At 41.4% G+C, this 14,690-nt stretch carries 11 protein-coding genes; 5 read left to right on the top strand and 6 right to left on the bottom strand.

Annotated elements, in window-relative coordinates:
- Positions 1–39 precede the first annotated feature (39 nt).
- A complete protein-coding gene (dnaN, locus tag V7L29_RS24240; protein WP_334737040.1) occupies positions 40–1,203 on the bottom strand; it encodes a DNA polymerase III subunit beta in 1,164 nt (387 codons plus the stop codon).
- Between the two features lie 249 nt (positions 1,204–1,452).
- On the opposite strand from dnaN, the gene V7L29_RS24235 reads away from it, so the two are divergent.
- On the top strand, positions 1,453–1,863 hold the full coding sequence (locus V7L29_RS24235) for a hypothetical protein (RefSeq protein ID WP_334688030.1): 411 nt from the start codon (positions 1,453–1,455) through the stop codon (positions 1,861–1,863).
- Between the two features lie 117 nt (positions 1,864–1,980).
- On the opposite strand, the gene V7L29_RS24230 is transcribed toward V7L29_RS24235, so the two are convergent.
- The 4 genes from V7L29_RS24230 to dnaA all read right to left on the bottom strand — a co-directional run bounded on the left by V7L29_RS24230 (position 1,981) and on the right by dnaA (position 7,061).
- Positions 1,981–3,453 carry an argonaute/piwi family protein gene (locus tag V7L29_RS24230; protein WP_334688029.1) on the bottom strand — a complete coding sequence of 491 codons (1,473 nt, stop codon included), beginning with the start codon at positions 3,451–3,453 and terminating at the stop codon, positions 1,981–1,983.
- A complete protein-coding gene (locus tag V7L29_RS24225; protein WP_334737039.1) occupies positions 3,443–4,099 on the bottom strand; it encodes a hypothetical protein in 657 nt (218 codons plus the stop codon). The genes V7L29_RS24230 and V7L29_RS24225 overlap by 11 nt, the downstream gene beginning before the upstream one ends.
- Before the next feature lie 68 nt (positions 4,100–4,167).
- Entirely contained in the window at positions 4,168–4,803 is a 636-nt protein-coding gene (locus tag V7L29_RS24220) for a DUF4365 domain-containing protein (RefSeq protein WP_334737038.1), read from the bottom strand.
- Positions 4,804–5,681: 878 nt separating this feature from the next.
- Complete coding sequence (gene dnaA, locus V7L29_RS24215) at positions 5,682–7,061, bottom strand: chromosomal replication initiator protein DnaA (protein ID WP_334690837.1); 1,380 nt, start codon at positions 7,059–7,061, stop codon at positions 5,682–5,684.
- Positions 7,062–7,225: 164 nt separating this feature from the next.
- On the opposite strand from dnaA, the gene V7L29_RS24210 reads away from it, so the two are divergent.
- Positions 7,226–8,485 carry an HhoA/HhoB/HtrA family serine endopeptidase gene (locus V7L29_RS24210; RefSeq protein ID WP_334690836.1) on the top strand — a complete coding sequence of 420 codons (1,260 nt, stop codon included), beginning with the start codon at positions 7,226–7,228 and terminating at the stop codon, positions 8,483–8,485.
- 180 nt (positions 8,486–8,665) lie between these two features.
- Positions 8,666–9,196 (top strand): peptide deformylase, encoded by a 531-nt coding sequence (def, locus tag V7L29_RS24205; RefSeq protein ID WP_334690835.1) that lies wholly within the window; start codon positions 8,666–8,668, stop codon positions 9,194–9,196.
- 439 nt (positions 9,197–9,635) lie between these two features.
- On the opposite strand, the gene V7L29_RS24200 is transcribed toward def, so the two are convergent.
- Positions 9,636–11,327 (bottom strand): NAD-binding protein, encoded by a 1,692-nt coding sequence (locus V7L29_RS24200; RefSeq protein ID WP_334690834.1) that lies wholly within the window; start codon positions 11,325–11,327, stop codon positions 9,636–9,638.
- An 834-nt stretch (positions 11,328–12,161) separates the two neighbouring features.
- Between V7L29_RS24200 and V7L29_RS24195 the strand changes: the two genes are divergently transcribed.
- Together V7L29_RS24195 and V7L29_RS24190 are read left to right on the top strand one after the other, a co-directional pair.
- Positions 12,162–13,262, top strand: coding sequence for a D-alanine--D-alanine ligase family protein (locus tag V7L29_RS24195; RefSeq protein ID WP_334737037.1), 1,101 nt, complete (start codon positions 12,162–12,164; stop codon positions 13,260–13,262).
- 304 nt (positions 13,263–13,566) lie between these two features.
- Entirely contained in the window at positions 13,567–14,115 is a 549-nt protein-coding gene (locus V7L29_RS24190; RefSeq protein ID WP_334690831.1) for a hypothetical protein, read from the top strand.
- Positions 14,116–14,690 lie beyond the last annotated feature (575 nt).

Raw genomic sequence — 14,690 nt, 5'->3', positions numbered from 1 at the left:
ATTCGTGTAGTGATTGTTTTAAAAGTCGCTACAATTTTTTTAACTTCTAAGTTGCACAGGCATAGCTAAATAGGTCATTTTAAAAGCACCCAATGGTGTAAAAATCACTGGAGTTAGGCTTTGATTCAAATGCATTTGAATTTCAGAAGATGGTAACTCTTTCAAGCCTTCCATCAAATATTTAATGTTAAAAGCAATTTCTATGTTTTCCCCAGAAATCTGTGCTGGCATTGACTCTCTACCACTGCCCACATCTTGAGCTTCACAAGATAAGGTAATTTCTTGGGCTTCGCTGTCAATAGTGAGCTTGACAATATTATTTTTCTGATCGGCTAGCACAGCAATCCGCTCCAAAGTGCTGACGAATTGTCGCCGTTCAATTGTCACTTGTCGCTCAAATTGGCGCGGGATTAGTTGTCGATAGGCAGGATATTGCCCTTCTAATGTGCGACTAGTCAAGCGTTGATTTTGCCATGCAAATACAACTTGACCTTGATCAAAATATAAAGCTATAGGTTCATCTGATGAAGCACTATGAGCTAGCATTCGTTGTAGTTCACGTAATGCTCTAGCTGGTACTGTCACTTCTAGTTGATTAGTTCCGTCTAAAGGACGCTCGTTGCTAGTTTCTACAACTGCTAGGCGATGTCCGTCGGTAGCTGCAAATTCTAGGGTATCTTGTTTAACTGTTAAATGCACTCCAGTGAGTACTTGCTTGGTTTCATCAGCACTTGTAGCAAACAATGAACCGCGTAAGCCCTCAATTAATGCGACGGTAGTAAGATAGAGTACTTCTGTTTTTTCAATTACAGGTAGTTCAGGAAATTCTTCAGGCCCCATTGCTCGTACTTGGTAATGTCCACTCTTGGGTGTGAGTGTGACAATTAAACCTTCTCCACTAGATGTTGCACCTGTGAGGGCTGATTCATCGTCTAGAGTGATTTCTCCTTCTGCAAGACGAGAGGTGATGTCTACAAGTAATTTAGCAGGAAGTGCGATCGCACCTCCTTGCCATACTTCTGCGTTAAAGCTGGTGCGGATTCCCAAGCTGAGATCAAAGGCTGTTAAGCTTACCTGGTTAGTTTCAGCATCCGCTTGGAGCAGCACATTGGCAAGTACTGGATGAGTCGGTCGTGAAGGTACTGCACGACTGACGAGTGAGAGGTTTGTACTGAGATCGCTTTGGGAGCAAACTAATTTCATAAGTCAGATTCAGCTGGTGAAGGATATCCTAACATCCTTATTGTTCATAGGCGAGTAAGGGTGATTGGGCATTCCCCATTCTCAGACTAAATTTTTTCGAGATGATTTTTCACGACAAACTTCATAAGTAGTCGAACAAAATTAATTATACAATGTCATTGTGAATGGAGCGTACTCCTACGGAGAAGCAAGCTACGCGGTAGCGTCTCCAAGAGTTGCGTAATAAAGCAATTCATTTGCGGTTTGGGATTGCTTCTCTACCAGACACTTCGTACCCTTCTCCTGACAAAGACCTACGCGAACGGGTTTTCCAAAGGACTGACTATACAAGCTTACAATATAATAATTAACGATCTACGGTCTAAGCTTGCTGCCTACAACACTGCCTTATCTTCCATTGACAAACTCACAGATGATGTGAAGAACGCAGAACAGGCTGTAATCGCAATATCAGAAAAAATGTTACTAGGAGTTGCCAGTCGTTACGGTAAAACTAGCCAGGAATACGAGATGGCGGGTGGTGTGCGACGAAGTAATACCAAAAAGAAACGAGCCACACTAGGCAATTCCAAACTCATCAATCCTTTAGCAATTGATTCTGTTCAGCTTTCTTCTGTAAATGGATCTATGAATGGGTCATCGCCTGCGATCGTAAGTTAGCTAAGATCCAATAGCAAATGGCACTCAGTTAAGATACAGCCCTTGCCCTAAGTGCTTCCCAGCCTGGGAGGGCTGCCGCTTCCAGGGGCTTGACGTTCCATTCTTATTTGTACACCTTTACATATAAAAGCGATAATGAAACTCTAGTGGATCATTTTTACCCACATATTTCAGGATATGTCCCACTTGCCTCGCTGCTCGAATGGTAATGGGTTCTCCTCGGTCGAACTGTGTATTGTTCCAGTTCATCTTTGTCAATGCCAAAATTTCCTGTGCTAGCGCTTTGGGCGTTTCTTCTACACTTTCACACCGAAACTTTAAGGGGCGTGGCACATACATACCTGGATAAGTGGAAAAAAAATCTACACTACCCCGTGTGTATAAAACGTGAGTATAATTATCCAAACTTAACAGCGTTCCTCGTAAAGGAGGATACTTTCCATAACGGAATAGTCTAGTTCCACCTCTACTGTCAAAGCTGATAAACTCAGCTGTATCAATACCATGTTTATCCAACGCATCCTGAAATCCTTCAAACTCCTCTGGTATAAATCGAGAAGTTTTATGCAGTACAACTCTTGCGGGTAAGTTACGATGTTCTCGGCGGTACTTTGCTAAGGCATTAGAAAGCAATTCGGATGCATCTGATGCTGGAAGATAAGGTTGGCGATCATCTTTTGATAATTCAGCTTGCCCTCCACGCAAAATAACTCCTTCTCCTCGCTCGTTGAAAATTTGAGCAGTGCTGGTTAGTAATTTTGAGCGATCAAGTGTTTTATAGAAGCTAATACCTACGTAGCATGTAGTCAAATCTCGTGAATTTCTGATTAGTCGCCAGGGTGTTCCCAAAGCTTTGTAATATAAAGCAGTATAGAAATTCCAAGCACGGGTTGCCTCATCCTGGATTGTCTGATCTTTCTGTTTGTGCTTGTTCTTACTTATCTTTGACTTCCTTTTTGCAGCGTTATAGGTTGAGGGTAAAATAATTTGTGTTGGCTTTCTTAATGCCATTGCTTTTGCTTTAAATAAATCATGAAAATCTAACTCTATTTCTTTTTGATTATTTTCATTACTAGAAGTCGGTTGATTATTATCAGTATTTTCTTCATCTACAGACATTTTTTCTAATAAGGATTCTGGTAATGCACATACTAAAACATCTGGACTAGTTTTCTCATCGATATATCGTAACTCCTCTATAAAAAAATTGACTGTTTCACTAATAAGTGTATTTACATCTTGAATCTGAAGAAGTTTGTCAATATCTTTATTCGATATAACTGCATTCCGTCTAGAATCCACCTTGATAGCCGCAGATAAATTATTTTCTTCTCCAAAGCCTGGAAATTCTGGAAAAAGGTATGGCTGCTTACTGTTCTTTGCTTCAATTCCCTGGCTGCATTTTTCGAGCCATATTTCTAAACCCTCGACTGTTTCGGATGAACCAACAATCCCTAATTTGATTTCCTTTGGGGCAGATGTACTGTCATAGTCAAGTGGTTTATAGTGCATCATTCCAAAGCGAATATCAATGTGTCGTCCACCATTGCCAAACTCTAGTTCGGGTTCTTGTAAAAATTCAATCTTCATTATTCATTTGAAATAAAGGTAAATCATTTAAAGACTCTTCTAACAATGCACTAGTTTCATCATCTTCGTTACTTAACCAAATGTCATCATCAATACCAACTTCAATCTCAAATTCTTCTAGCGGCTCAAAAAAGTGTAGAAATGGGTAATTTTGAATAAATAAATCACCTTGAGCAGGTGTAATCAAATATTCAGCCCACATTATAAGTTGACCAAATACCGCAGGATTTTTTTCAAGACGTTTTATTCCTGAAAGATGCTCCTTCTCAAACTTCTCTCTTGTGTAACCATCCCTTGTAAAAAAATATGTTGGTGTGATTTCCAGAAACCAATCAGAATCTACACGTATAAATTGTCCTTCAAAAGCAGAATGTCTGTAGTATGCTACTTCTGTGGAATTTTTCTTTAAGTAAGGCTGAAAAACATCTCGATGGGTTTTTTTGGAGAGACTTCGATAATAGTATCGACGTGCTGATAAGTCGTTAGTAGGTTTAAAATAGTAGCACCTTTTCTTTTGGTCGAACGATAAGTCGTCCTTAACTTTTTCGCGCAGTACCTTATTGAGTAACCAAACAAATTCCTGTTGTCGTTCAAGCCGATTTGATAGCGACCATTCGTCTACGCTATGCTGCTCAACAGTTCCCAAATCGCAAATTTCCGTCCAAGGTGCTTGGCGCAAGTGTGGAAACTAAGTACGAAATTTTCTTTCAACAACTACTCTTGTCCCAAATTTTGACCAACTTTCTGAAGCGCTGAACAAGCTTTAGATTCATCCTCTGTAAAGGTGTAAGCAGTGTAGAGATGCTCTGCAAGTTGAGAAACTCGCAACAGATTTGAGTATAATTTCTCAATCTTTGGTCGTGGTGCAAGGTAAAGTCCTGAGTTTTGGGGAACAGCCAGCTTAATTAGCGCATCTCTAGCGTTGACATCAAAACGATTAAAACGCTTATCAAATGTAACTTTTTTAGATTGCCGTCGTTTGGCATCGCAGAAGTAATCCTTTACAGCAATCCAAAAAGCTTCTTTAGTCGAAGTTTTGATAACAATCAGAATAACTGGGGCGTTGCCTTGTAGCCAATAATCAATATCTCTTTCTTCAAATCGATACTCAAAACTGTTTTCATTTTCTGCCTGAAGAAGAGTTTTTTGAGTAGCTTTACTTTGAACTTGAAGGATACAGTTTGTGACTTCGCCTGTTTGGAAATCACGGATTTCAATTATGCCGTCAATACCTGCTTCCACACCTCCAGTTGGATACCAAAGGAATCCCATGCTCAGGACGACTTCTTCAATAATATTGATGCCTTGCTGTCCGATTATGTCAGATTGACCAATTTTCTTTCTAGACACTTGGCTACTTTGAAATAGACAAAATAATACATAAATACCATATTACAACCTAATAATTTCTGTAAACAAGGTATCCAACTTTTATTTTTACAGCAGTTTTCATGTATTTGAACCACATCTGTCGTAGGGGCACAGCATTGCTGTGCCCGTAGAGCGTGGTCTATTTACCTGAAAATAGCTGTAATTCCACATTCCGTACCCGAAGGTGTCACACAGTATAATCACTTATTTTTTTATTGTTTGTTAACTATAAATTATGCTAATAAAACTTTTGACCTCCGTCAAAACAAGGAAAGTAAGTATATAAACTAGCTCTACACTCTTTTAAAAATCAATAAAAACCGATTGTGATAGTAGAGGGTGCGGAATGTAGGGTAATATAGGAATCTGACTTGAATCTTGCTAAGTATACTGAGAATCACTATATAATTCATACTCCAGTCTGTTTTTTTGCGAGGCAGTAGCTGTGAAAATTGTGGAAAACCTGGCACAGGTCTGTTTAATAAATGGTTTAACAGATAACTATCTGTGGAAAACTTGTGGAAAAACTCAGGTACTTTTCCACAAAGTAATTATACTTAATTAAGTTTTATCAACAAAATATTAAGTTTTCCACAGTTTTTTCCCCAATCTAAGTTAAATTTAATCAATTTTTATACGTTACTTAATATTCTCGACTAATTATTTAGCCATAAATGTTAATAATCAGAGTGCTGCTTGTGGAAAACTTAAAATACATCTTCAGGATGGTTTTTGAGAACGGCTAGTACTGCTGCGCGGAAGTCAAAAGTCACTCATTCAAAAGTCAAAATAGTTGTATTCTGGGCTTTTGCGCCATTTTGTAGACGCAAAGCGGCTTCCCGGAGGGTATGGTAAGTTTATTTACGCCGTGCGGTACTAGTCATATTGATGCGATCGCTCAGTTGGCGTAGGGTTTGTGCTAAGGTGCGATCGCTCTGGTGAAGTTGAGTAATTTTGTCGCAACTGTAGATCACCGTTGTATGATCTTTACCACCAAACTCCTCTCCAATTCTCGGCAAACTCAAAACCGTGTGTTGGCGCATCAGATACATTCCTATTTGACGCGCCCAGCTAATTTCTCTTCGTCGTGAGTTACCTTTGAGGTCATCTATTGAAACATCAAAATTATCTGCCACAACCGTTAAAATTGCTTCTGGAGTAGCTACCATTTTTTCGTTAGGCGGTTCTAAAACTGGTGTGATATTTTCCACCGTCATCGGTAATCCCCAAATGGAAATATAAGCCAGTGCCCGAATTAAAGCTCCTTCTAATTCTCTAATATTAGAAGTATAGTTAGAAGCAATATACTCAATCACGTCGCGCGGAAGACGAATATTTTCATACTCGGCTTTTTTCTGCAAAATGGCCATTCTAGTTTCTAAATCCGGCTTTTGGATATCTGCGATTAACCCCATAGAAAACCGAGAACAAAGACGTTCTTGCAAGCTAGGAATCTGGTTAGGAGGACGGTCGGAAGCAATCACAACTTGTTTACCAGCTTCATGTAAAGTATTAAAAGTATAAAAAAATTCTTCTTGAGTGTATTCTTTCCCTTCAAGAAACTGAATATCATCAACCAATAAAACATCAACGGCTCGGTAATGTTCTCGAAAACTTTGCATACTATCCTTGCGGATTGCTGTAATTAGATCATTAGTAAATTGCTCAGTTGAAACATAAAATATTTTACAATCAGGAGAAATTTCCCAGCGATAATGACCAATAGCCTGCATTAGATGAGTTTTACCTAAACCTACGCCACCGCATAAAAATAAAGGATTAAACTCTTTACCTGGAGATTCTGCAACTGCCAAAGAAGCAGCGTGAGCCATCCGATTGTTGGCACCAACTACAAATCGGGAAAAGACATATTTAGAGTTGAATTTAGTAGTTTTTTGATTGCGATTAGGAACAGTTTCAGAAAGACTGCTGAGATTTGGTGATTCCCAAGAAACTTGTGGTTCACTAAAATGAGAAACTTCATCACCTTGAGCAACGGTAATGTAAATTCCCACGGGATGACCGAGAATATCTTGTACTACATGAGCAATGGTATTAATGTAATACTTTTGTAACCAATTACGAGCAAATGGGTTAGGAGTGCAGATGACTAAGCAATTATTTTCTAATCGCTCCGCACTAGCAGTTTTGATCCAAGTTTCAAAGGTAGGTCGGGATAGTTCAAGCTTTAGGCGCTCTAGTACCTGACTCCACAGACTTTCTATGGGAATTTCCATTATCCACCACCTTTGCTGCTAATCGTCACAATAGAAGAGAAAGCACTAATTTAGCATTGAGATACTCTAGACCTAGAATAAGCTTTTAAGTTGTAATCATTTTGGGACATACCCGGTAGGCAAGATCCTAACACCCAGCGACTGACACGGAGAAGCAACGACACATGAAGACAAAAAACCATCACTCAGCACCCAAAAATATTGATACCAGGGGTTTGCCCCACAGATGGAGAGCAAACAATATTCTGGGGATGCTCTCATATGGGGTAGCAGTGGTGTTCCTGGGGAGCTGCTCTTTTCTACCAGCCAAGACCTTTGAGACTCAGCCAAGCGATACTCAACCTCAAAAGACAATAGAACCCAATCCGGTATTTGTCGCCCCGCCAATTATTTCGTCGTCTGGAGATCCTAATTTTATCGTGAAAGTAGTGCAACAGGTGGGGACTGCGGTAGTTCGCATTGATTCTTCCCGAACAATCACTTCTCGCGTACCAGACGAATTTAAAGATCCATTTTTCCGGCGGTTTTTTGGAGACGCAGCGCCACAGCCTAGACAACGGGTAGAGCGGGGTAGTGGCTCTGGATTTATCATTAATTCCTCAGGTCAAATTGTAACGAATTCCCATGTGGTAGATGGTGCTGATAGAGTTACTGTCACACTCAAAGATGGCCGGACTTTTGACGGCAAAGTGTTGGGTGAAGACCCGGTTACGGATGTGGCTACGATCAAAATTGATGCTAATAATCTGCCAACTCTATCTGTGGGTAACTCCGATGCTTTGCAACCAGGAGAAGCAGTAATCGCTATTGGTAACCCGTTAGGCTTGAATAATACGGTTACTTCTGGGATTATTAGTGCTACAGGTCGTTCTAGTAGCGACATCGGTGCTAGTGACAAGCGGGTTGATTATATCCAAACCGATGCTGCGATTAACCCTGGTAATTCCGGTGGCCCATTGTTAAATACTCGTGGCCAGGTAATTGCAATGAACACAGCCATTATTCAAGGCGCTCAAGGCTTAGGATTTGCTATTCCCATCAACACTGTGCAAAAAATTGCCCAAGAATTAATTGCTAAAGGCAAAGTTGATCATCCTTATTTGGGTGTTCAGATGGTGACACTGACACCAGAAAATAAAGAAAGAATCAAAAATATCGCAGGCGATCGCTTAAATATTACAGCAGATGACGGCGTTTTGCTGGTTGATATTGTGCCGCAATCGCCTGCATCTGTGGCTGGACTACGAGTTGGTGATGTGATTAAAAGCATTAATAGCCAGCCTGTTACTAAAATTGAACAAGTACAAAAGCTAGTAGAAAAGAGCAAAATCGGTACCAAGTTACCAATGCAAGTGGAACGCAATGGGCAAATTGTCCAAATAGGAGTCCAACCTGCTCCTTTGCCTGCCAGACGTGAAGGATAAAGTTAGGAGTTATAAGTTAGGAGTTATAAGTTAGGAGTTAGGGATTATAAAAATTCCCCCACTCTCAATGCCCAATACTTCTCTACGAGAGGCTACGCCAACGGCTTACCTCGGCTTTGCTACTTCGACGCTAGCGAGCGTACAAGTGCCCAATGCCCCATTACCTAAAGGAATTTTATCATGACTGAATTAGCGCCAATCATTCAATTAGGCAATCCAACATTACGCCAAAAAGCTGCTTGGGTTGATAATGTTCAAGATGAGCATATCCAAAAATTAATTGAAGACTTAATCGCCACTGTTGCTAAGGCTAACGGCGTGGGAATTGCTGCGCCTCAAGTAGCACAATCCTATCGTTTATTTATTGTGGCTTCCCGTCCTAATGCCAGGTATCCCAACGCCCCGGAAATGGAACCTACTGCCATGATTAATCCCAAAATCATTGCTCATTCAACTGAAGTTATCAAAGATTGGGAAGGTTGTTTAAGTGTTCCAGGAATTAGGGGGTTAGTTCCTCGGTATAAAGCTATTGAAGTAGAATACACTGACTGTCAAGGCAACTTACAAAAGCAAGAATTAACCGATTTTATCGCTCGGATTTTTCAACATGAGTATGATCATCTTGACGGTATCGTATTTGTTGATCGTCTAGAGAACACTCTCGATATGATCACTGAGCAAGAATACCAACAACGAGTCGTTAACAATTAATAAATAGGAGTAGCGAGTAGGGAATGGTGTAGTTCAATTAATTGAAAAAGGCTGTAAATAATTAACTTATACCATTTTCAAAAATCTTTACAACAAATGAATCGGCTGTAGGGGCGTACACCTGTACGCCCCTATAAAACCTCGTTTACAGCCAGAGGCTGGAAATGCTCCTCATTGGGCTGCTGCCGCAAGTCTTGAGGCGGCAACCCCCCATTAGGCATTCCCAGTCTGAGACTCTTAACGAGACAATATCTAAAAGCTTGTTCTAGTCAGGCTTTTACCTGAAGTTGACACCCATGAGCTTTTTCTGTGCCCCTACTTTATGTTGCATCCATAGACGCGTAGCGGCTTCCCGCAGGGTACGAAAACTGCTATATTGCCTGCGATCGCTCCTACTCTGAAAGTGTATTGTAGAGAAGAAGTTGGCGCAGCGATCGCCTTAAGCGTGTGTTTCGCAAACTCGCTCGTTCCGCCACAATTGATATAGCCGCGTTGCTGGCATCGTCATATATAAAACATCACCAGCACTGAGATTAGTTTCTAATAAATCCCAACCGTGAAAGCTTTGGTGATTTACTTCTACGTACAAGGGTACACAATCAGTGGACATGGCTATATCTTTGACCCACTGACCGCAAAAGGCATGTGAAGCTGTAATCACAGTCGCAAAAGCCACCCAAAGACTATCCGCTGTGATCCCATTGCCCAGGATTCGTCCTCCTAGTGCAGCAGCAGCAAAAGCTGGGGCTGCTAGTTCAGCCGGACTCAGTACAGCCTCGAAGCCAAATAGCTGTTGCGCTATGCCAGCAAAATCGGGATCGGCATAATTAACAATCACCGGAATGCTGGGTGTCAAGCCTTTAGCTTTGAGGGCAATTTCCAGATTGGTCGCATCATTGTTAGTAACAGCAAGCACTGCGGCGGCAGACTCTATATTGCTGGCTTTGAGTATTGTGCGAAAGCTGGCATCGCCCTGAATGACAGGGATACCGAGTTCGCGGGCGGTGTTGATATATTTGTTGTTGGAGTCGGGTTCAACTACTACAACTTCATATCCGCTGGCGTGGAGTTGCTGGACAATTCTCACCCCAATACCACTTAAGCCACAGACAATGTAGTGATATCGCTGGGGAATTCGGGCTGCATCCCAAAATTGCTTAAAGCGGCTTCCCAAGACAAAATCGGTGAGCATTGCATACCAAATACCAATCACCACTGCTCCAACCAGCATCATCACAACGGTAAATAACTTAATACTGTTAGGAGCATTTTCTACTACTTTGTCATTACCACCCGCTCCTGTAATCATGCCTACAGAAAAATATAGAGCATCGACAGGAGACAAACTCAACTCAGCCGACATATAGGTGAATGTAGCAATCAGAATAACCGCCAATAGTGCAATAGCACCCACCAGTACCGATCGCCCGTGTTCCTGAAACAGCCTAATATTAGTCAAGACTTTCAGCAGTTTTTTAATCAATGATCTCCGAGGAGAACGGATACGAGGTTGGGTGCCAACAATTAAGCGATCGCCCACTTTTATTTCTTGTCCAGATATCACAGCTGAGACCAAATCCATCTCACCTTTTACTGGCAAGTAATAAATCAGCATCCGCGATCGGTCTTCCCACAATTCACTCAGCTTTCGACCCTTCCAGAAGTGGTTTTCATCAATGTATTCTTCGTGAATCGGCCAAGTTTGCTGAAATAATTTGATTTGTCCGATCGCTTGGTTTCCCAGAGCTGCAAAGGTAAATACGGGTGCTGCTAAACCCACAACACTCATACTCAAGTGATCTGGCAAACTTTGATCTAGGCGCTCTCCCAAATTTGTATTATAAAAACGGTTGATAATCCGAATCTGGGGATTCAGCACCCGCGCTTGCATCATGATAGACAAATTCAGAGCATCTTTAGATCCAGTGATTACTAAAGTGTGTGCCTGTTGAATTCCGGCTGCTGTTAGGGTAGAAGCTGCTTGTAAATCGCCAACAATTACGTCTCCTGTTGTTTCGCCAGGGATAAATTGGTGATGAATACCAACAACGAAGGCTCCCTGCTGTCTGAGCAACCGAAAAGTTTTATATCCGGTAAGTCCTAAGCCACAAACAATAATTCGAGGTTTCATGAAACGGCAGCATCTTTTACAGGTCGGGCTGCATTTCTAGTTATTCATCAATATTGTTGCTCACTTCCCTGGAATATAACTGTAGCTGACAACACGATTGTTTTAATTGGAGGCAAGAGGCAGAGACACGAAGTATAAAGAGGATTATAAATCAATACGCTTGGGTTAAGGCTAAAACTCTTTCTTCAAGTTAATTTTTTTAACGAACCGCCAAGGACGCAAAGGACGCAAAGAGAAGGAAGAAATTCTTAACCCAAGCGTATTGGATTATAAATTTGATGATTGAGGGTAAGAGCTAATTTGTAAACTCAAGTAAAGTACTTGTCTAATAAGGGTTTCAGGAATTTAAGTCAATACAGCACTTATTCGCTGAAACTCAGACATAGCAATGAGTTGAGTACCCTTAAGATTTTCTTTACGAATCAGCTCTAAAAGGTTTTATAGCACTTCTCGTGTTGAGTTTAATATAGACCTAATAAGAACAGCCCCTTCCCTGCAACGAAAGGGGAGTAAGATTTCATTCCTCTCTCCTTTTAAGCTAAGGTGTACACACAAGTATTTTGACCTGCAATGCGATTGTATCGACTGAGAATGCGATTGTATTGACTAACAATGCGATTGTATCGACTAGCAATGCGATTGTATCGGCTGACAATGCCAACGCACATCCTACGTTACCTAGCAACTTTAAAAGCTCACTATAATTTGATACCTCAAAATAGTAGAGTTTTTTCTAGCCAGGGTTTGAACAGGCAATAAAATAATATAGAAAAATATGGCAACTTTTGTAGGTTGTGATACGCTATCTGCTTGAGGAGTGTCGAGGAACCGAAAATGACTAAGCTGCGCGTGGGGTTACTGTTTGGCGGTCGTTCGGGAGAACATGAAGTTTCGATCAATTCAGCACGGGCGATCGCTAAAGCCTTGAGTGCAGAGCAAAATGCTAGTAAGTACGAAATATTGCCTTTTTACATTCAAAAAGATGGACGCTGGCTGGCGGGAGAAGCACCCCAAAAGGTTTTAGAAAGCGGCAGTTCGCCGCTGGAATCGGCAGAATTAACTTCTGAGGTAAATCTGATATCCAACCCTCAAGCCCAAACCTTGAGCAATTGGCAATCTCCCTCTCAAGTTGCCCAAGTGGATGTTTGGTTTCCCATTCTCCACGGCCCTAACGGTGAAGACGGGACAATTCAAGGTTTACTCACCTTGATGCAAGTCCCCTTTGTTGGTTCTGGGGTGTTAGGTTCGGCAATGGGGATGGATAAAATTGCCATGAAAATGGCTTTTGAGCAGGCGGGACTACCACAGGTAAAATACAAGGCGGTAACTAGAGCGCAGGTTTGGTCTAATCCTTGTGTATTTCCGAAATTGTGTGATGAAATTGAGGCAACATTAGGTTATCCTGCTTTTGTCAAGCCTGCTAATTTGGGTTCATCAGTGGGTATTGCCAAAGTGCGATCGCGCCCAGAATTGGAAGCCGCCTTAGATAATGCTGCCAGTTATGACCGCCGACTAGTTGTAGAAGCTGGTGTCGTCGCTAGAGAAGTCGAGTGTGCCGTTTTAGGTAATGATCAACCCCAAGCCTCTGTCATTGGAGAGATTACATATGACAGCGATTTTTATGATTATGAAACTAAATATACTGAGGGGCTAGCAGATTTACTGATACCTGCACAGCTTCCAGATGCGATCGCTCGTCAAATTCAGGACATGGCTTTGCAAGCTTTTGCAGCTGTTGACGCTGCGGGGTTGGCAAGGGTAGATTTTTTCTACGTGGAAGCGACAAAAGAAGTTTTGATTAACGAAATTAATACGTTGCCAGGCTTTACTGTGACGAGTATGTATCCCCGACTCTGGGCCCATAGTGGAGTCTCTTTTCCAGAATTAGTTGATCGGTTAATTCAACTTGCTCTTGAAAGGCATTCTCCTAGCTGACACAGAAAACAAGCGAACTGATTTCCAGATTATTACGGTAAAAAGTTACAATAAATACAGAATTTTGGCAAAATTTCGCCATATTTAGTAGCCTTTATTTTACAAAAAAGTTACTTAAATTTGGACTTTTGTTACGGATACCTGATGCTTGACTCCTCCAGTACAATTTATTGACTAGAGGGGTACAAATCTGAAAGTAATCATGGAAAAAAGTCAGAGTGTACAGCGCGAGCCAACCCAATTAAAAGGGGGTACTCCAGAGCTGACAAACAGGAGATCGAGACTAAGGAAAAACTCGAATGTTTTGATATATCTGGTTGCACGTCATCCTTGGCTATTGTTAACTGGGTTTTTAGCCATGTTTGTGGGAGGTGGAGCCTTTGCGTTGTATAGCTTAGGTAACGCTGGCCCGGTAGCACAAGAAGAACCAGAAAAAATCCCAGTTATAGTTGAAGAACCAATCAATGCGCCCTCTGAGAATAGTAATCCTACACCTTTATGGATGGTGGCTGCGATCGTCCTCAGCTGTAGTAGTGGTTGCTTGCTGATTTTCCGAATGCTCAACCGGACAACGCAACCGCAAAAAGTTCAAAAACAGATTAACCGTCATCAGGCACGCTTGCCACAGAACCATTACCAAAGATTGGAACCACGCCTTCCCAAGAACCAGCCAATTTTTGTACCACAGCGACAACTGATGCCGATTATGCAGATCAAAGCTAAAACAAAACATCTGGTGACGGTTCTACCAGCAGAACACAAGCATCACTTGGATACGCCCACAGAACCTTTGGCAGACTTGATGGATCTTCGTAAAGATAGTTCATTATCTGCAATTTTACGCCAGTATTAATAGTACTGTAAAGCAAAAGCCTGTCAAAATTAGGACTTACGCATAAGAGATCCCCCAACCCCCTTAAAAAGGGGACTTTTAAGATCCCCCTTAAAAAGGGGGGTGCGCTTCGCGCACGCTACGCAAACGAAGTTTCAGGTTTTGAGTGCGTAAGTCCTAAAAATAATACTTTTTGCGAATTAGGGCACGGTTCTACCGTGCCTTTACTAATATCTATATGTTTTTAACAGTGACCAGTGACCAGTTATCAGTTATCAATGATGTATTTCTAACGGGACTTAAACATTTTTTCGGGACAAACAAACCTCAAACCCATACAGGGTAAGGGGAATACACCAAATACTCAAAAATGACCCAAACCCAGATATATCAATCAACTAAGCCTAACGATGTCAAAGTCTTTCTGTATATAGATTTGAGGCTCTTTTTTGGGTGTTTTTTGTCTAAGTCCCACTAAGCTCTTTGAAGTCCCCGACTTCAACAGTGACCAGTGAACAGTCGGATTCTTTTTGGTAACTGGTAACTGATTTATCCCCAACTCAAACTGTGGTAACTGATAACTGGTTTAATGATAT

It is taken from the genome of Nostoc sp. (assembly GCF_036916575.1).
In the GTDB taxonomy this organism is placed as follows: domain Bacteria; phylum Cyanobacteriota; class Cyanobacteriia; order Cyanobacteriales; family Nostocaceae; genus Nostoc.
This window is presented reverse-complemented; position numbering and strand designations above follow the sequence as displayed.